The organism is Acidithiobacillus ferrivorans, assembly GCF_016250455.1.
GTDB classification, from domain to species: domain Bacteria; phylum Pseudomonadota; class Gammaproteobacteria; order Acidithiobacillales; family Acidithiobacillaceae; genus Acidithiobacillus; species Acidithiobacillus ferrivorans.
In genome coordinates, this window is sequence record NZ_CP059488.1 from 2,870,765 (window position 1) to 2,887,890 (window position 17,126).

General features: G+C 57.1%; 18 protein-coding genes. 2 read left to right on the forward strand and 16 right to left on the reverse strand.

Translation table 11 applies throughout. The annotated features are described in order from the left end of the window. Positions 1-58: 58 nt before the first annotated feature. From H2515_RS14355 to H2515_RS14430, 16 genes are all read right to left on the reverse strand, one after another. Positions 59-1,420, reverse strand: coding sequence for an AMP-binding protein (locus tag H2515_RS14355; protein ID WP_198660455.1), 1,362 nt, complete (start codon positions 1,418-1,420; stop codon positions 59-61). 46 nt (positions 1,421-1,466) lie between these two features. Continuing rightward, positions 1,467-2,228: a COG4648 family protein gene (locus H2515_RS14360; protein ID WP_206385114.1), complete on the reverse strand. Its 762-nt coding sequence runs from the start codon at positions 2,226-2,228 to the stop codon at positions 1,467-1,469. A gap of 59 nt (positions 2,229-2,287) precedes the next feature. Then, complete coding sequence (locus tag H2515_RS16205; RefSeq protein ID WP_035190783.1) at positions 2,288-2,608, reverse strand: hypothetical protein; 321 nt, start codon at positions 2,606-2,608, stop codon at positions 2,288-2,290. Between the two features lie 89 nt (positions 2,609-2,697). Further along, a complete protein-coding gene (locus H2515_RS14370; RefSeq protein WP_035190781.1) occupies positions 2,698-3,708 on the reverse strand; it encodes a class 1 fructose-bisphosphatase in 1,011 nt (336 codons plus the stop codon). 33 nt (positions 3,709-3,741) lie between these two features. Beyond that, positions 3,742-4,494, reverse strand: a complete 753-nt coding sequence (locus H2515_RS14375; RefSeq protein ID WP_035190778.1) for a cell division protein ZapD — start codon at positions 4,492-4,494, stop codon at positions 3,742-3,744. Between the two features lie 116 nt (positions 4,495-4,610). Then, a complete protein-coding gene (coaE, locus tag H2515_RS14380; protein ID WP_035190775.1) occupies positions 4,611-5,213 on the reverse strand; it encodes a dephospho-CoA kinase in 603 nt (200 codons plus the stop codon). Next, positions 5,214-6,014 (reverse strand): prepilin peptidase, encoded by an 801-nt coding sequence (locus H2515_RS14385; protein ID WP_035190771.1) that lies wholly within the window; start codon positions 6,012-6,014, stop codon positions 5,214-5,216. Continuing rightward, on the reverse strand, positions 6,011-7,366 hold the full coding sequence (locus H2515_RS14390) for a sigma-54-dependent transcriptional regulator (RefSeq protein ID WP_269802048.1): 1,356 nt from the start codon (positions 7,364-7,366) through the stop codon (positions 6,011-6,013). Before H2515_RS14390 ends, H2515_RS14385 begins: the two co-directional genes overlap by 4 nt. Beyond that, a complete protein-coding gene (locus H2515_RS14395) occupies positions 7,363-8,964 on the reverse strand; it encodes a two-component system sensor histidine kinase NtrB (protein WP_176712639.1) in 1,602 nt (533 codons plus the stop codon). The genes H2515_RS14390 and H2515_RS14395 overlap by 4 nt, the downstream gene beginning before the upstream one ends. Positions 8,965-9,089: 125 nt before the next feature. Next, the gene (gene pilB, locus H2515_RS14400; RefSeq protein ID WP_198660458.1) at positions 9,090-10,799 is read right to left on the reverse strand and encodes a type IV-A pilus assembly ATPase PilB; all 1,710 of its coding nucleotides are present in this window, start codon (positions 10,797-10,799) and stop codon (positions 9,090-9,092) included. After that, positions 10,769-11,668, reverse strand: coding sequence for a shikimate dehydrogenase (aroE, locus tag H2515_RS14405; RefSeq protein ID WP_198660459.1), 900 nt, complete (start codon positions 11,666-11,668; stop codon positions 10,769-10,771). Before aroE ends, pilB begins: the two co-directional genes overlap by 31 nt. After that, complete coding sequence (locus tag H2515_RS14410) at positions 11,646-12,809, reverse strand: anhydro-N-acetylmuramic acid kinase (protein WP_232821422.1); 1,164 nt, start codon at positions 12,807-12,809, stop codon at positions 11,646-11,648. The genes aroE and H2515_RS14410 overlap by 23 nt, the downstream gene beginning before the upstream one ends. Before the next feature lie 67 nt (positions 12,810-12,876). Then, a complete protein-coding gene (locus tag H2515_RS14415; protein ID WP_035190764.1) occupies positions 12,877-13,365 on the reverse strand; it encodes an FKBP-type peptidyl-prolyl cis-trans isomerase in 489 nt (162 codons plus the stop codon). A 62-nt stretch (positions 13,366-13,427) separates the two neighbouring features. Beyond that, a complete protein-coding gene (gene hemH, locus H2515_RS14420; protein WP_198660461.1) occupies positions 13,428-14,441 on the reverse strand; it encodes a ferrochelatase in 1,014 nt (337 codons plus the stop codon). Then, on the reverse strand, positions 14,438-15,211 hold the full coding sequence (gene xth / locus H2515_RS14425; RefSeq protein WP_035190758.1) for an exodeoxyribonuclease III: 774 nt from the start codon (positions 15,209-15,211) through the stop codon (positions 14,438-14,440). The genes hemH and xth overlap by 4 nt, the downstream gene beginning before the upstream one ends. Before the next feature lie 5 nt (positions 15,212-15,216). After that, positions 15,217-15,819, reverse strand: a complete 603-nt coding sequence (locus H2515_RS14430; protein ID WP_014030184.1) for a glutathione S-transferase N-terminal domain-containing protein — start codon at positions 15,817-15,819, stop codon at positions 15,217-15,219. A 92-nt stretch (positions 15,820-15,911) separates the two neighbouring features. Here H2515_RS14430 and H2515_RS14435 point away from each other — a divergent pair, with 92 nt between their 5' ends. Then, the gene (locus tag H2515_RS14435; protein ID WP_198660462.1) at positions 15,912-16,751 is read left to right on the forward strand and encodes a 23S rRNA (adenine(2030)-N(6))-methyltransferase RlmJ; all 840 of its coding nucleotides are present in this window, start codon (positions 15,912-15,914) and stop codon (positions 16,749-16,751) included. A 75-nt stretch (positions 16,752-16,826) separates the two neighbouring features. Then, positions 16,827-17,117, forward strand: coding sequence for a DUF2322 family protein (locus H2515_RS14440; RefSeq protein ID WP_232821423.1), 291 nt, complete (start codon positions 16,827-16,829; stop codon positions 17,115-17,117). Positions 17,118-17,126: the final 9 nt, after the last annotated feature.

A 17,126-nucleotide genomic window follows, 5' to 3' on the forward strand; every position in this document is an offset into this window, starting at 1 on the left:
ATTTCCCGGAAAATGGCCAGCGAATACCGGGTGCCCAACCGGAATTGTAAACCTATGGTCATAATATTTCAGACGAACGCTCCTCATTACCCATCAAAGCTTCGACCATTGCTTTTAAGGCTTCTCGTGAGATCTTACCAGTAGTGTTCCTAGGCAGGCTATCCACGATCTTTAGCGGGCGAGGAATAAACGCTGGATCCACACACTGCTTGAGCCGCTCAATTATTATTTCTACATCCAAGTCCGGGGCCACCGCAAATGCCACTAAACGTGTTACTCGCCCATCATCACTTTCATCGGGCATAAAAAACACCCCATCCAGAACTCCGGAGACAGATGTGAGCTGATGATTTAAATGTGAAATAGAACTACGTTTCCCTGCTATATTTACGAGATCCTCCATCCGCCCATATAACAGAAAATGTTGTTCATCCACTATTTCTACGGCGTCGCCAACCGCCATCGCCTGCTGCAAATGCCCGCCCTGTATCCTAATCCGATCACCCTTCGTCATCCACGACAATCCCGGGAGCAAATGCCACTCCTTCGTTTGGCTCGTGCGCCTCGTTGCCACTACGCCAGTTTCCGTGGAGCCATAAATTTCGAGCAGCTCGCCGCCAAAGCGGGCTTCTGCGCTTACTGCGAGATCCCGAGTTAGTGGTGCCGTGGCCGAAAGCAGCAAATCCACACTTGGCAATGGCGTATCAGTAGCGAGCATAGAACGAAGGTGAACAGGAGTACTGATCAAAACGCGCGGTCGCGCTACTGAGGAAATTCCTGCATAGATATCCGCTGGGTAGAAATAGCGCTCCGTGGCGATTATACCAGCACATTGCCAAAGCATAAGAATGGTAGATTCAAAGCCATACATATGCTGTGGTGGAACGGTACCTACCACCGTGTAGGTGCGGCCATCGAGCAACCCCAGGCGCTGAGCCTCCGCCCGCACCGAATGCACGAGATCTCCCCATGTTTTAAGGTGAGGTACGGGTATTCCAGTCGACCCCGATGTAAACACGTAAGCCACCGGGAGCGATTCATCCAGGCGCGGGATAGTGGGTGAGCTATCGACAGGCGCATTTGGCAGAACAATCGGAAACGCCAGGTATGGGAAGCCCATATCATTCCCATCATCGCCAATGCAAAACAGGTCTGGCGCGAAATCGACTATTTTTTTAACACTTTCGGTGGTGTACGTGGAAGGCAGCAAGCTGGTTTTCCCGGCAACCATTGCCGCCGCGAGGCCTACCATGAAATGGTACCGATCCTGACAGGTATTCAGCAAATGCTGTCCAGGCCGGAGTAGCTGTCGGATATAATTCACATCAGCCAGGAATTGCCGCAGAGTGACACCTCGGCCTTGGCGAATGGCCACGGCATCATCCAGTGATTGATGCGTCATCATCGGGAGATAATTCATACCTAGAAAAACCCCCTGTTAAAAAATAAACATCATAAATTCCAAATTATGAATCCGATTTTATAATAGCAACGGATTGCCTGTCGGCAAAATAAGCCCGGACGCCAGCCCCCATACTGCCCCGCTCACTGATGGGGATTTGGCGGCAACGAACAGCGTATTCAATGATAAACATTAATGCAATCAATACTGTGCTAGCCGCACCGGAAATCAATACCCATACATGCTGACCAAGGATAAAAAATATTAAAAACAATAAAATTGCCAGCGCTGTAAAGAATAGTGTCCATGCCACCGTCACCTGGCGCGTATAGCGCGCCAGTCGTGCATTCAGTGGACCATGCACCATCTCTGCAATCCGTGAGACCAGCGGTATGTGGCCGGAGCGCAAAGTGAGTCCGAAAGCAAATGCTAACAGGGTAAACAGCGCACTCCGCTGCACCATACATATCCAGCCAACATAGTGCGCAATAGTCGCACTATTACGCCATATTATTACGCCAGAAATAGCAGCCATCATAACCCAAAATTCCTTAAAGCGCGCACACCGAGACACCAGAAATAGGGCAACCATAACAGGTATAAATGCCGAAAGTACAACCAGTGCATTCGGATTTTTTGCAGAAATATCCACATAGGTGAGCATTTGATAGCCGATCAGGACAGACAGAAAAAGTACACCTTTCCAAAAAGCATGCATACTGCTTGCGTTACCCCCCGTCGCCATCAACGCTGCACCTTTATCAACAAGAACTCCCACACCTTTTCTCCTTAAAAAATCGGCCATAAAATGGGGAAGGCGTATCATATTGGCACGTTACAACGCAGTTATTTCAGAAAGTGATAATGATCCCGCCTGATTCTTTATCACTTGGGAGGGGGCAGCGAACGATTATTCGCCGTACCGCGTCCCCGCAGGGCGCTCCAAAATTCGATCGCTCCCGCCTTTGCCGCATGCCCAACGTCGACTGCACTTTTCGCAATCCCAACGCCAACCTCTTTCCCGACCTGACCGATTCTATGTGCGGTGGAACCAAGCGCGCGCCCGACATGCTGGGCTTCGCGCTTCAAAGGTACGCCATTGGCGTACACCGCTACCGGGAACGCGAGGCTGATCACAAGCGTCAATAACGCTATGAACGCCTTGTTCGTCTTTGTGGTGTTTTTGAACTGATGACATTTTCTCATAACACCCCCAGGCATCTCCTCAACGTCGCATGCTTGAACCTATAGACAACTGGAGTTGCCCTAATCAAATTGCGCCGACCTCGTGGTCTTCAAAATGAGTCACGATGATATGCGACTACCCGCTCCACTTCATTCTTGGCACCCAGGATAACGGGGACACGCTCGTGCAAACCCTGGGGATCGATATCCAGGATCCGCGTCGTACCGGTGCTGGCCACGCCGCCCGCCTGTTCTACCAGATAGGACATGGGATTGGCCTCGTAGAGCAGACGCAGCTTGCCGGGCTTTTTCGGATCACGCTGATCAAAGGGATACAGAAAAATGCCGCCACGGCACAGAATGCGATGCACGTCCGCAACCATGGAGCCAACCCAGCGCATGTTGAAATTGCGCTGACGGGGTCCATCCGTACCCTGATTGAGTTCGTCGATATAACGTTGCACCGGTTTCTGCCAGTGGCGATGGTTGCTCATGTTGATCGCATATTCGCTGGTGTCCTCGGGAATACGCATCTGGCTGTGGGTCAACATATACTCACCGATGGATGGATCAAGGGTAAAGCCATTGACCCCGTAGCCGGTGCTGTACACCAGCATATTGCTGGAACCATAAAGGGCGTAGCCGGCACAGACCTGCTCCACACCGGGTTGGAGGAAGTCGGCGAGTTCCGCGTCACGCCCGGCTACTGGTGCCTTGAGGATGCTGAAAATGGTCCCGACGCTGATACCGACGTCGGTATTGCTGGAACCGTCCAGGGGATCAAAAAGTAATAGATATTTGCCGCGCGGCACATTTTGGGGGATGGCGTAAGGATCATCCATCTCCTCAGAGGCCATGCCGGCAAGATGGCCAGTCCAGTCCATGGACTTGAGGATGGCTTCGTTGGAGATGATATCCAGCTTTTTCTGGACTTCACCCTGCACGTTATCTGTCCCCGCGCTACCCAACGCTCCCACCAAAGCACCGCGATACACCTGCGCCCCAATAAATTTGCAGGAAATGGTGAGATCGTTGAGCAAAGCGGCGAAGTCGCCAGAGGCGCCGGGGTAGAGGCGCGTTTCTTCAATAATAAATTGGCTGAGGGTGGTGCCGATATGCATGGTACGGTCCTTTACTGGAAGAGGGTTGATCGTCTAGAGGGCACTGAGGCCCAGTTTGAATTTTACCGTGGATTCTACCGCGCGTGCCGTTCCCTGGTCCAACCATTGCAGTAACTGAATATGAAAGCGATGAATACCCCCACTGATTTTCGGATAATAATCGGCTTGATCTGTCAGTTCCAGACAAATCAAAGAGGGCGGACGGCGCGGATCCAAAGGCGCACCATAACGCCCCTCCGGGGCTTCCACAGTCAACCATGTGCAGGAGTCGCGCAATAAGGCGAGGATCAGATCAGTGCTATTCTGTAAAATCCTCAAACTGTTCTGCCAGTTATTCAGCAGACCGTGGAGCCGCGCGGGGGCTTGCTGGTTCCAGAACGCCAGGATGGGCAGATCACAGTCCGCAAGCCCCCCGGCCACACCCAATCGGCCGCGCGCGAGCTGGATGATTTCCTGATGGCGCAACAATTGGCCGAAAGGTTCACGGTGCTCGCGCAGCACTTTGAGCTGTTGGTCTATGCGAAATTGCCAGGCGCGCAAAGGGATTTCGTCAATCTCCGGGTTTTGCGCCCAGACAGCGAGGCTCTGCCCAAGCCGTTCCAGTTCCAGAATGATATCAAGGCGCAACTCCGGGCGGCTGCAAAAATCAAGCAGTTCATTGAAAGGACGCAAGGCATCGCGCAGACCGGTTGTGTCCGCCACTTCCTGTTGCACCTGCGCAAAGACGCTCTCCAAGCGCAACAAAAGGCGTGCGCGTTCATGGAGTGGGTGTTCATAAACGGCCATGCCGTACCTCATTCAAGAGTCACCGCCACTGCACGAAGCCACGGTGCCACGAAACAGCGCACCATTTCCGGGCAGTACCCCACAGGTTGCCACAGGTGCTTTCCCTAAGCAAATCGTTATGTTCCCTGCAAATGACGAAGATAGAGAGCAACCTGGGTCTGCAACTCAGGCAACGACCCTTCATTGGGAATAATCCAGTCGGCGGCGGCATTACGCACAGCACGATCACATTGCGCCGCCAGCACCGCAGAGATTTGGCCCTCTGTCCAGCCAGGACGAGCACGCAGGCGCTCTACTTGCACGGAGCGGGGACAATCGACGACCAGGACCTGATCCAGCAATGGGCGATAGCCATTTTCGACCAGCAGGGGCACCACCCAGACTATTAGAGCTTGTCGATGCCTTCTACTCCATGCATTGCTGGCCGATATAAAGGATGCACGGATAAGGGGATGGAGAAGGGCTTCCAGCCAGACTTTCGCCGCCGGATCACTAAAAATCCGTGCCCGCAATGCGGCGCGATCGAGGCCACCTTCTTCGCCTAGAAAAGTCGGGCCAAAATGGGCAATAATGGCTTGCAGGGTCGGGCTGCCCGGCACCACCAGTTCGCGGGCGATGGCATCAGCATCCAGCACCTGGGCGCCCGCCGCCTTGAGCATCTCGGCGACCGTGCTTTTGCCGCAGGCCACCCCTCCTGTCAGGCCAATCCGCAGTGCCATTCAGGAACCCAGCAGGTGTAGATAGCCGGAGAGGATGGCTTGCGGCCACAACAGCAGGAGCCAGCCCCCCAGCGCCAGATAAGGACCAAAGGGCATGGCATAGTCCCGGCCCTTACCGCGCAGCAGAAAGCTCAGGGCGACCAATCCGCCACTCAGTGCCGCAATAAACAGGGTTAAAAAGACCGCCTGCCAGCCCAGCCAAGCACCGATCATGCCGAGCAATTTTAGGTCGCCGCCGCCCATTCCGTGCCGCCCGGTCGCCCGATAATACACCGTGGCCAGCAACCACAGACTGCCATAGCCAATGCATACACCGAGCAAGGCATCCAGGGGCGTTACCAACCCTATCCCCGGCCATAAAAGTGCCGACCCATTCAGCAGTAACCCGATCAGCAGTCCCGGCTTGGTAATACGATCAGGCAACAGTTGCGTCTCCAGATCAATCATGGCCAGCGCCAGCAGTACCCAGGTGAATACCAAGGCCGGGATCAGTTGCCAGGTGAGGCCCAGTTGCCCGACGACCACCAGACTGAGCAGGCCGGTCAGGAGTTCCAGCGCCGGATAACGCCAGGCAATAGCGTTGCCGCAAGCATGGCAGCGGCCACGCAACAACAACCAGCTCAGGACCGGGATATTTTCCCAGGGCCGCAGCAGATGGCCGCAGTGCGGGCAGTGCGACGCGGGATGAATGATGGATTCGTGGCGCGGCACCCGATGTACCACCACATTCAGGAAGCTGCCGATGAGCAGACCGAGCAGAGCAATTAAGAGATAGGCTACACTCATTGCATCCTGTGTCATGCAATTTCTTCCAGAGACAATCTGCTGAGTCGCAGTTCCAACGACTGCACACTGACACCCAGCAAATCTGCGGCATGATGCCGGTCGCCTCCGGTCTGCTCCAGCATCTGGCGCAGCAATGCTGCCTCGGCCGTGTCTAAACCAGCTGCCGCAACACTTACCGATACAGCGGCAAGCGCGCTGCTTTCTGGCGCCACGCTGCCAGAAGATATAAGTTCTTCAGGTAGAATATCGTCCCGCTGTAACGCGAGACGACGCTCCAGCAAATTTTCCAGCTCGCGGACATTGCCGGGGAAGGCGTAGCCACCCAGTCGCGCAAGGATCCCTGCGGGCAACCGCGTCGGCACACCAGGCTGCGCACCCCCGATACGTTGCAGAATCACCTCTGCCAACTGCGGAATATCTTCCGGATGCTCGCGCAAGGGGGGCATTTGGAGGCGCACGACATCCAGCCGATACAGGAGATCCCGACGAAAGTTACCGGCGATAACCATCTCTTGCAAATCGCGGTGGGTAGCGGAGATGAAACGCAGATCCAGGGGAATTTCCCGCGCGGCACCCAGCGGACGAATGCTGCGCTCTTGAATAGCGCGCAGGAGCTTAACCTGCACCATCATCGGTAGTTCACCGATCTCATCCAGGAAAATGGTGCCGCCATTGGCCGCCACAAAGAGCCCCTCGCGGCGCTGTACAGCACCGGAGTAAGCCCCCTTTTCGGCACCAAAGAGCTCACTTTCGACCAGTCCCTCGGGAATGGCACCACAGTTGACTGCCACGAAAGGTTTGTCGTGACGGACCCCCGAGGCGTGGATCGCACGCGCTGCCAACTCCTTACCAGTACCAGACTCACCGGTAATATGTACTGGCGCATTACTTCGCGCAACACGGCGGATATCGTCGCGTAAGCGCCGCATGACCGGAGAATCGCCCACCAGCCTTTGCGTACCGTCCGAACCAACGGGTGACAGGCGAGCGAGATCGACAGCTTGCGATATCAGTCGCCGCAGACGCGCAAGTTCGATGGGTTTAGCCATGTAATCAAAGGCCCCTGCCTGCATCGCCTCGACGGCGCCATCAGCGGAGGAGTAGGCGGTAATCATGGCGACCGGCACTTGCGGATGCAACACGTGCAGACGACGTACCAGATCAATACCCGAACCATCCGGCAAACGCAGATCACTCAAACATAAAGAGGGGGGACCTTCGGCGAGGCAGGCGTAGGCCTCTGCGAGGGAATAGGCACCGATGACAGCGATGCCCATACCTTGCAGCGTAATGCCCAGCAATTCAACGATATTCGGCTCATCATCCACGATCAGGGCAGGTGGCAACACGGAAAAATCGGCCATCATTCCTCCCCCTCCAGGCACCAGCAGGGGAGAAAAATCCGGAATAGCACACCGCCCTGTGGATGATTTTCACAATCAATGCGACCACCATTGATACGCAACAGCTCGCGCACCATAGACAAGCCCAGTCCGGTACCCTGAGAATTGGTCGTAAAAAACGGCTCAAAAATACGCTCCATCACCTCCGGGTGCACACCCGATCCAAAATCCCGCAGTGTCACCATGACGGTTTCCTTGTCCGCATGCACCGTCTCGATTTCCACCCGCATCGTCGCATCTTCTTCTGTCACCCCATACTGCGCGCTGTTATGCAGCAGATTCCAGAATACCTGGCGTAGCTGCGCAGGATCGGCATAAACCTGAAGCTGCGGGGGAATTTCCCAGACAACAATCGTCATAGGTGCAAGTAGCGGGTCGGCCTGCAGCTGGGCGATGAGCACCTGCAACCAATTTGCCAACGGGATGGGTTCGGAATGCGCCGGGCTGGGGCGGGCCATCTCCAGTACCGATTCGACGATGGCATTGATGCGCACCGTCTCTCGTTCCAGTATCTCAAAAAGATGCCGCGAGTCGGGGTTTTCCACGCGCTCACCAAGCAAGTTACCAGCGTGCCGAATCACGCTGAGCGGGTTACGAATTTCGTGGGCAATATTGGCCGCCAGACGACCCAGCGCTGCCAGTTGGGCCTCCCGTTCGCGGGCACGCAATGCTGACGCATCGCGGAGCAGCAACAGACGATAGGGGCTCCGAGGCAGAGCGATGTTGCGTACCAGCAGGGTTTGTGCACCATCCTGCAGGGTTGGATCACGTCCACCCAAGGTGATTACCATCTCGCCGTCCCCCTGTGCTGGTTGTTGCAATGCGCTGGCCAGCTGCGGCTGCACCAGATCGAGGTCGGCGGGTGCGGAAGTCCATAGCCGGTATCCCGAAAGCGTTCGCGCAATGGGATTGCTGAGAATAACGCGGTTTTGCCGATCCAGCACGAAAACACCCACATCCATATGCTGCACAATTTCCCGATTCAGGGCGTTAAGATTGACAACCTCTGCATCTCTTTGCAGCGCCAGGCGGTTGCCGCGTTCCAGGCTGATGACCAGACTGTCGGCCAGCACTGCCACCGCCACCAACGCCAGAATATATATAAAAAGCTGGCCAAGCGGCGGGTGCACGGTCGTCATTCCACCCAGGAGTGGCTCACCAACCAGTAGCGTAAGCAATATCCACACAAAAACAAAAGCGCTTTTGCCGCGCAACAGGCTCGCCGTGGACACCAGCAGCAAGAAAGGAAGGATACTAAAGGGACCACTAACCCCTCCCCCGAAATACAATAACAGCAGCACCAGCAAGGTGTCGGTCGACACCTGAATCCAGGCGTGGCGACGCGGTTGCACCGGCCACCGCAACAAAAGTGCCAACAAATAACCGAGACTGACCGCGGCGGCCACCAGGGTGAGGACACGCAACAGCGTTACGTGTCCCCCCAGATCGATAATGGTCTCACTGGCTGGCAAGTGTAACAGGACCGCAATAACCGCGGTGATGAGCAAGCGGTAAGCGGAAATCCCCCAAAGGCGCCGCCAGTCGCCCACCATCTCCGGCATATTATGCGCCCCGCCACTGAGTTCTGCTGGACGTTACACCGCCATAATTCATCGCACCACTACCGCCCACTGTGTCGTATTTGTGACGCTCCGTACAAAATATCCGCGCAGACGGGGAGGCAAAATCAAAGATTGGTCACCCGCAAAACCTCCTCAAGGCTAGTGACGCCCTCCTTGATCCGCCTCAATCCATTTTGCCGCATGGTCAGTACCCCCTCCTGTGCCGCCTGCCGCGCTAGGTCGATGGAAGTACCTCCGCGCATAATGATTTCACGCATAGCATCGCTCACCGGCATCACCTGATAGAGTCCCATCCGACCTTTATACCCGGTGTTATTGCACTGATCACAGCCCGCCGCGCCCAGAGGGCGCCAGCCCTGCAGATCCTCGGGCGCAAATCCCGCCTCAATCAGGACCGATTCGGGAATGCGCAGCGGCTTTTTACAGTGCGGGCAGAGTTTGCGGGCGAGTCGTTGCGCCATCACCAGGTGCACACCGCCCGCTATGTTATAGGTAGGGATGCCCATATTTTCCAGACGGGTGAGACTCTGTGGTGCATCATTGGTATGCAGGGTGGCCAACACCAGATGACCCGTCTGGGCGGCTTTGATGGCCGTTTCCGCGGTTTCCAGATCACGCACCTCACCGACCATAATGATGTCAGGATCCTGGCGCAGGAAGGAACGCAAGGCCGCGGCAAAGCTGAGACCGATACGCTCGTTGATATTCACCTGATTGATCCCGTATACCGGGATTTCCACAGGATCCTCTGCGGTACTGATGTTGCAGTCGCCGGTGTTGAGAATATTCAGCGCGGTGTAGAGGGTCGTTGTTTTACCCGAACCCGTGGGGCCGGTGACCAGGATCATACCGTAGGGCCGGTGGATAGCCACTTCAAAAGCTTTGCGCTGGTCTGGCAAAAAGCCCAATTGTTCTATGGGCACCTTGGAACTGGCCGGATCCAGCAAGCGCAGCACAATGGTTTCGCCAAAACTGGTGGGCAAAAAAGAGACCCGGAAATCAATAACCCGTGCCGGTGGCACCCTGACCCGCAGACGGCCATCCTGGGGTAAACGCCGCTCAGAAATATCCAGGCGACAGAGAATCTTCAGGCGCGAAGTGACACCATCACGCAACGCCACCGGCGGATGCAGCACATCCTGCAATACGCCATCGAGGCGGTAACGCACCCGAAAATCCTTTTCATAGGGTTCCAGATGAATATCGGAAACCCCGCGTTGAATGGCATCCAGCAGCAATTGCCGGGCAAAACGCACCACGGGCGCATCCTCGACATTGCCATCATTGTCCTGGGCAAGATCGAATTCTTCCTGCTCTTCTTCGTCGCGCGGTTTATCCATGAAAACAGCGTCAATCCCGCCTTGCATACTATTGGTCGCGGCATTCACCGCCTTTACCAACTTATTGGCCTCGACCAGTATCGGCAATACCTGCAGGCCGGTGTTGAACTTCACATCTTCCACCGCCTTAAAATCCGTAGGATCTGCCATGGCGAGGTAGAGGGTGTCCCCATGCTTCGACAAGGGCAGCACCAGATAGCGGGTCATCAGTCCTTTGTCGAGCTTCCGGATGAGCAACTCATTAATCATGACTGCATCCAGATCGAGCATGGGCATGTTATAGCGCGCCGAAAGGTGCGCCATCAGCACAGTGGCAGGAACTGCCCCCTTCTCAACCGCGTAAAACAGCAGCGGCATCTTGCCACGCGCCGGATCGGCGGCAAGGCTTTGCAACTGTGCCTCGTCGCTTAGCCCGTTGCTGACTAATGCCCGCAATACGGGCGTCAACGCAATGTGTGCTGGATTTGTAGCCATCGGCGTAAGATCTCCTCCACGGCGGCGGTCTGCGGCAAAGTTCCCGTCCATATTCGAAAACTCTCCGCGCCTTGTTCTACCAACATGCCCAGCCCATCAATCGCGCCCAGCCCGGCCTGCCGGGCGGCGCGTAGTAAAGGCGTTGTCAAAGGGTTATAGACGATATCATATACACTGCCATTTTTGGGCATGCGGGTCAGATCCAATTCCGGGTGATGTTCCCCATGCAAGCCCCGCACGCTGGTATTGATCAGTAACACACTGAGGGGCAACACCGCAGACAGTGCCCCCGAGTCCAACGGAATGGGGTGCACCGGGAGATCGGGAAACTGTGCAGCCAGAGATTCGGCACGCGGCAGGTGGCGATTTGCTAAATAAATGGCCGGACATCCGGCATGACCGAGCGCGTAGACGATGGCCCGGGCCGCCCCCCCCGCGCCAATCACCGTCGCCGGATATTGTTGCCAGCCAAGCCCTGTGGCACGCTCCAGCGCCCGCTGAAAACCGAGTGCATCCGTATTGTATCCTTCCATGCCCGAGGGCGTGAAACACACGGTGTTCACCGCGCCGATGGCACGCGCCGTCGCGCTGAGCTGCTGCATCAGCGGCAACACGGCCTCTTTATGGGGGACCGTAACATTCACGCCGCGCACACCAAGCGCCGGCAGTCCGGCCAGCGCCGTGGCGATCGCCTCTGCATGCACCGGAAAGGGCACATAAACCAGGTCCCGATCCTGCTGCGCGGCAAAGAGACGATGCATCCATGGCGAGAGACTGTGCGTGACCGACTGACCGAGAATGCCATAAACGGCCGTTCCGCCGCCGGGATGCCAGCAATTGCTGATGTCAGGCTGTGGGAAGCGCCCCATATGATCTTTCCTTTGCGGTGATTTCCATCCTTTTCGAGAGATGGACAAGCAGATCTGGCCAGTTATCTCCGGGCAGAATATTACCCAGAGTCATGGGGCGTTGCGCCCCGGTAACGTGCGCCCAGGGCAGACGCTGCCCCAGCAAACACTGGCCGCCCAGCCAGGCAAAAGCCAACGCCTCCAAAGCCTGACTGGGAATGCCGCTGTACTGCCCACCGTGCACAATTCGGGTCTCTGCCAGGGCCCCTTGTAGAACGCGCATCAGAGTCGGGTTTTCGGCACCGCCACCGAACACCAGCATTTCTGCAGCACCCGGTGTCCAAGTCCTTATCGCCTGTGCCACAGAAACCGCGGTCAATGCCGTCAGTGTGGCCAGAAAATCCGCCGCGGTGCCCTGCCAGGATGACCACCATTGCGTCACCAGGGGCAACCCGAACACTTCCCGCCCGGTGCTTTTGGGGGGTGGCTGCCGGAAAAACCTGTGGGTCAGCAGGTCCGCTAACCATACAGCATCGCAAAGTCCGTCAGCGGCCATTTGGCCATCCACATCACAGGTCAATCGCCCAGCACTGCACAAATGCATGGCAGCATCCATCAGCACATTGCCTGGCCCACAGTCGAAAGCCAGCAATGGACGGGGGTCGTCCATGCCCGGCAACCAAGTCACGTTGGCCATACCACCGAGATTGAGTACCAGACGGGGTTGTTTTTCCTGAAAGCAGAATTGATGGAAAGGTGGCACCAGCGGCGCCCCTTCTCCCCCGGCCGCCACATCGGCACGCCGGAAATCGTGGACCACGGTCAGACCGGTGGCCACGGCAATATCAGCCGCCGCACCAATTTGCAGCGTAAAGCCGGGTGCCGGGTGCGGTTGATGACGAATGGTTTGCCCGTGCAAGGCGATAAAGTCTACCGGACCGAGATGGGCAATAGCAGCGCTCGCCAATTGCGCGTAACAGGCACCCAGACGCCGGTCAAGCCGCGCCATCGCCTCAACGCTCAGTGGCCGGTTGGCAGCCAGCACCTCCGCACGCAAAGCCGGATCAAAAGAGCACCCAAAGATACCCTGGTAACCCGCACAACCCGCGACGTCAAAATCCAGCACAGCGGCATCTACACCGTCGGCGCTGGTTCCAGACATCAGACCCAGACCACGCAAGGCGGCCTACCCAGCCAACAAGCGCGTCAACCAGTGCAGCATCAACGCATCAATGATCCTCGTCATGCGCTCCGTGCCCATGCACATGACCATGGGCCAGCTCTTCGGTAGTGGCATCCCGCACTTCCAGCACCGTCACATCGAAGTTCAGCGTCATCCCAGCCAGCGGGTGATTGAGATCGACGGTAATTTCGTTGCCTTCGATATCGATTACCGTGGCAAGGCGTGTGCCATCTTCAGTCATGGTTTCAAACTGGGTGCCGATCTCCAGTTCTTCCGGGTCGTCAAAATCTTCCACACCCACTACTTCAACCAGATCTTCGTCCCAATCGCCATAACCTTCTTCGGGTGGGATGGAAACCTCTAGCTTATCACCGACACGACGCCCCGCCAGAGCCTGCTCCAGGCCGGGGATGATGCCGTGGTGGCCATGGAGATAGACGAGGGGCTCTTCACCCACAGAGCTGTCAATCAGCTCCCCCTCTTCATCGGTCAGGGAATAGTCGATAGTGACGACTTTGTCTTTGCTGATCATCATGGCGCGAGTCCTATGGGTTAAAAGCCTGAAAAAGGTACTGCTAAGGTAGTTTCGAGCCGATTTTAGCCTGACTGCGCGGAAACGGCAAAATTTTCCGAGCTCTCCCAATGACGCCAATGGGGTTCAAGAATCTGACTGAACGCCGCCATCCAGAGGGGGTTGTCATTGAGCGCAGGAATATAGCGTAGCTCCTGGCCGCCCGCCTGGAGGAAAGTTTCTTTGCCTTCCAGGGCAATTTCCTGCAGTGTTTCCACACAGTCCGCACTAAACCCGGGGCAGACGACATCGATGCGGAACACTCCGGAATGTGCCAACTCAACGAGTGTTTTATCCGTATAGGGCTGCAGCCATTTGGCGGCGCCGAAGCGACTCTGGAAAGTTTGTACCCATTGTTCATCAGACAAAGCGAGCTCCTTTACCAGCAGTGCGGTGGTCTTCTCGCATTGGCTACGGTAGGGATCGCCCTTAGCAACACCGCTTTCCGGCAAGCCGTGAAAAGAAATCAGCAAGCGCTCCGCCTGTCCGTGCTCCTGCCACCAGGCACGGATACTATCCGCCAGGGCGTGAATATAGGCAGGGTGTTCATACCAGTCCCGAATCATGCGAATTTCTGGAATTTCCCGCCATTGTCGTAACGCTTTGCCCACGGCATCAAAAATGGAGGCGGTAGTCGCTGCCGCATACTGGGGATAAAGCGGCACCACAAAAATCTTGCGGCATCCAGCATCACGCAGCACCGCCAAGCCTTGTGCAATGGACGGCTTACCGTAGCGCATAGCCAGCTCCACCCGAACCTGACCGGGAAACTGTTGATCCCAGCGGGCCTGCAGCGCATCACACTGGCGCTGGCTATAGACCATCAGGGGTGATCCATCGGGAAGCCAGATGCTGGCATAATTGCGCGCCGAACGGGCAGGACGAAACAGCAGAATGGGCCCATTCAGGATGGGCCACCAGAGTATCCGTGGAAGTTCTACTACTCGGGTATCACTCAGAAACTCGCGCAGGTAGCGGCGCACTGCCGGGGCGGCAGGCGCATCAGGGGTGCCCAGATTGACGACCAGGATACCAATCATGTCTCGTTCTCCAGCGTGATGCAGACGGGCGCGTGATCTGACGGACGCTCTGCCGCTCGCGCGGCGCGGTCGATGACCACATCCTGAGTGCGCGCCAGGAGTGGACTCGAGGCCAGGATCAGGTCGATGCGCAGCCCCTGATTGCGCCGGAACGCTGCCGCGCGGTAGTCCCACCAGCTCCACGCCTGCGCGTCCGGGTACAGGCTACGGTAACTGTCATGCAGCCCGAGGCTCAACAGCGCACCCAGCGCCGCCCGTTCGGGAGGTGAGCAAAGTATGCCGTCCCCCCAGGACGCAGCATCGTAAACATCACGGGCGTCAGGGGCAACATTGAAGTCCCCTACCAGCAGCAATTGCGGCCAGCGCTGCAACTCCTCGGCAAGCAGCGTGCGCAGACGCTCCAACCATTGTAATTTGTAGGGATACTTGTCGCTGTCCAAGGCCTGACCGTTAGGCACATAAACATTGATGACGCGTATGTCGCCAAAGCTGGCGGCGCACAGTCGTGCCTGTCCGTCACCCCCATCTGGCCAGTCACAGCGGGCGTCCTCGGGTGCCGTCCGGCTCAGGATGGCAACACCGTTATAGGTCGGCTGACCGTGATAGAGCGACAGATAACCTGCGTCCGCCAGTTCGGCCGCCGGGAAACGCGCATCGACCAACTTGGTCTCCTGCAGACAAAGGACATCGGGCTGCTCGCTACCCAGCCATTCCAGCACTTGCGGGAGACGCACCTTCAGGGAGTTGACGTTCCAGGTGGCAATTTTCACGAAAATTACTGGGGCACAGTGGCACTGATGCCGGGACGTTGACGCAGGGCGTGCATCCAGGTCGTCAACTCCGGGAATTGCAACAAGAAATCCGGCGCGCGCAGATCGACATAACCGACCGCGGCGATGGTCGCAATCTGCGCCAGGTTTAACACGGGCGCTGCGGCCACATCTTTCCACCCGCATGTCTCCTCCTGCAGCACCGCCAATGCGGCAACGATCTTGCCACGGGCACGCTGCAACATATCGAGATCCTGGCAATCGTTACTGTGACGTTGCTCCAACACCCAGGCAACCGTACTATCCATAATACCGCTGGCCAGCGCTTCAATCCGCAATGCCGCAATACGGGCTTCCGGATCATGCGGGATGATGGCTGGTTCGGGGCGCAAAATTTCCAGATACTGGATGATTACTGCTGAGTCATATACGGCCGCGCCGTCATCACGCACCAACACAGGAATCTTACCTAAGGGATTGTGCTCCAGTGCGCCATGGTCGGTGGCGCGGAGATCCACCCACTCCAAAGCACAGGGGATGTTTTTTTCCAGCAGCGCGATACGCACTTTCCGGGCATAGGGACTGGTCTGCGTAGCATAAAGTCGCATCTTCATCTCTCCTTTTCTACTGAGTCTGGACGGCTATCTGTTATCATGACGAAAGCATCGCCCCAAGCCAACCCCAGAAAGATAAACAAACCATGAATTACGACCACCATCATCACGCCGGCAATGCTGCCGACTGCATCAAGCATCTGGCCCTGAGCCTCACTTTGCAAGCACTGATCCGTAAGGACACGCCACTCGCTTACATCGACACCCATGCAGGAGCGGGGCAATACACCCTAGGCGCGCAAGGGGAACACATGCAAGGTGTTGCGCGCCTGTGGGCAGACCGGCGCAGCCTGCCGCATGCGGGTGCGTGGCTGAAAATCATCAGCAATGAGAACAGCGATGGCAGGTTACGCCACTACCCCGGCTCACCCGCCCTTGCCGCCGCCCTGCTCCGGCCCGGCGACCGGATGGTGCTCTGCGAACAGCAGCCCGAAGTAGCGACGCGCCTGCGCAAGGCGATGGGCCAGCGGGCGCACACCAGCATCCTCAGTGAAGACGGTTATCGCGCCCTCTTCGGGCTGATCCCCCCGCCTGAAAAACGTGGCCTGGTCCTGATCGACCCCCCCTTTGAACGCAGAGATGAATGGGAGCGCCTTGCGGACACCCTGATCCGCGCCTATCGGCGCTGGCCGCAAGGGGTGTATCTCGTCTGGTACCCGGTAAAAATCCGCGGTACGATCACCAGATTGTGGCAGGCCTTGCGTGAGCGCCTGCCCGCTTTTGCCTGCGAACTGTCGCAGATGCCGGAGGAAGGCCGGGAACAACTTTTTGGCAGCGGGCTGATCGTGGTGAATGCACCCTGGGGCCTGCGCGAGGCGCTTAGCGCCGCCCTGACAGAACTGGGTCCACTGCTCACTGCGCCACAAAGTGGCGGGCTGTGGTCCCTACGTTGCCAGGGCTGGCCGGGTCCGGACAAGGCTTATTAGTTGTCACATACCAAACGCCACCATTGGGTCCGTCACCGCACGGTTTAATGGATGATTTGTCAGCAAGGAATAATCATGAGTACCAGTACCTCGACACTGCCCAATATCGACCACGTGCGCAAACTGCTCCTCTACGGCGGGCCGCTCGCGCAGTTTCAGGGGGAGCTGGTCAAACAGCCCGGCCAGGAAATCAGTGTTGCCGTGCTCTATCAACTAGCCCTGCGCTATGGCGTTATCAGCCCAACAGCGGCGCGGGAAGGGCTCGCCCTGCTCGCTACGGCAGGCACCGCTGGCGATGCCGGGCGTGCCATTCTGGAACGGGTACTGACCGAAGGGGATTTTTTGGCCGTGCGGGTAATGCGTTGAGAAGTCGTG

Coding starts and splice junctions, on each gene's coding strand:
- H2515_RS14355 (WP_198660455.1), bottom strand. CDS start 1,420: ATGAATTATCTCCCGATGATGACGCATCAATCACTGGATGATGCCGTG.
- H2515_RS14395 (WP_176712639.1), bottom strand. CDS start 8,964: ATGCCGGAGATGGTGGGCGACTGGCGGCGCCTTTGGGGGATTTCCGCT.
- H2515_RS14430 (WP_014030184.1), bottom strand. CDS start 15,819: ATGCGACTTTATGCTACGCAGACCAGTCCCTATGCCCGGAAAGTGCGT.
- H2515_RS14360 (WP_206385114.1), bottom strand. CDS start 2,228: ATGATACGCCTTCCCCATTTTATGGCCGATTTTTTAAGGAGAAAAGGT.
- H2515_RS14435 (WP_198660462.1), top strand. CDS start 15,912: ATGAATTACGACCACCATCATCACGCCGGCAATGCTGCCGACTGCATC.
- H2515_RS14370 (WP_035190781.1), bottom strand. CDS start 3,708: ATGCATATCGGCACCACCCTCAGCCAATTTATTATTGAAGAAACGCGC.
- pilB (WP_198660458.1), bottom strand. CDS start 10,799: ATGGCTACAAATCCAGCACACATTGCGTTGACGCCCGTATTGCGGGCA.
- aroE (WP_198660459.1), bottom strand. CDS start 11,668: ATGGGGCGCTTCCCACAGCCTGACATCAGCAATTGCTGGCATCCCGGC.
- H2515_RS14415 (WP_035190764.1), bottom strand. CDS start 13,365: ATGATGATCAGCAAAGACAAAGTCGTCACTATCGACTATTCCCTGACC.
- hemH (WP_198660461.1), bottom strand. CDS start 14,441: ATGATTGGTATCCTGGTCGTCAATCTGGGCACCCCTGATGCGCCTGCC.
- H2515_RS14375 (WP_035190778.1), bottom strand. CDS start 4,494: ATGGCCGTTTATGAACACCCACTCCATGAACGCGCACGCCTTTTGTTG.
- H2515_RS14385 (WP_035190771.1), bottom strand. CDS start 6,014: ATGACACAGGATGCAATGAGTGTAGCCTATCTCTTAATTGCTCTGCTC.
- H2515_RS14390 (WP_269802048.1), bottom strand. CDS start 7,366: ATGATGGCCGATTTTTCCGTGTTGCCACCTGCCCTGATCGTGGATGAT.
- H2515_RS14410 (WP_232821422.1), bottom strand. CDS start 12,809: ATGTCTGGAACCAGCGCCGACGGTGTAGATGCCGCTGTGCTGGATTTT.
- coaE (WP_035190775.1), bottom strand. CDS start 5,213: ATGGCACTGCGGATTGGCCTGACAGGAGGGGTGGCCTGCGGCAAAAGC.
- H2515_RS16205 (WP_035190783.1), bottom strand. CDS start 2,608: ATGAGAAAATGTCATCAGTTCAAAAACACCACAAAGACGAACAAGGCG.
- H2515_RS14440 (WP_232821423.1), top strand. CDS start 16,827: ATGAGTACCAGTACCTCGACACTGCCCAATATCGACCACGTGCGCAAA.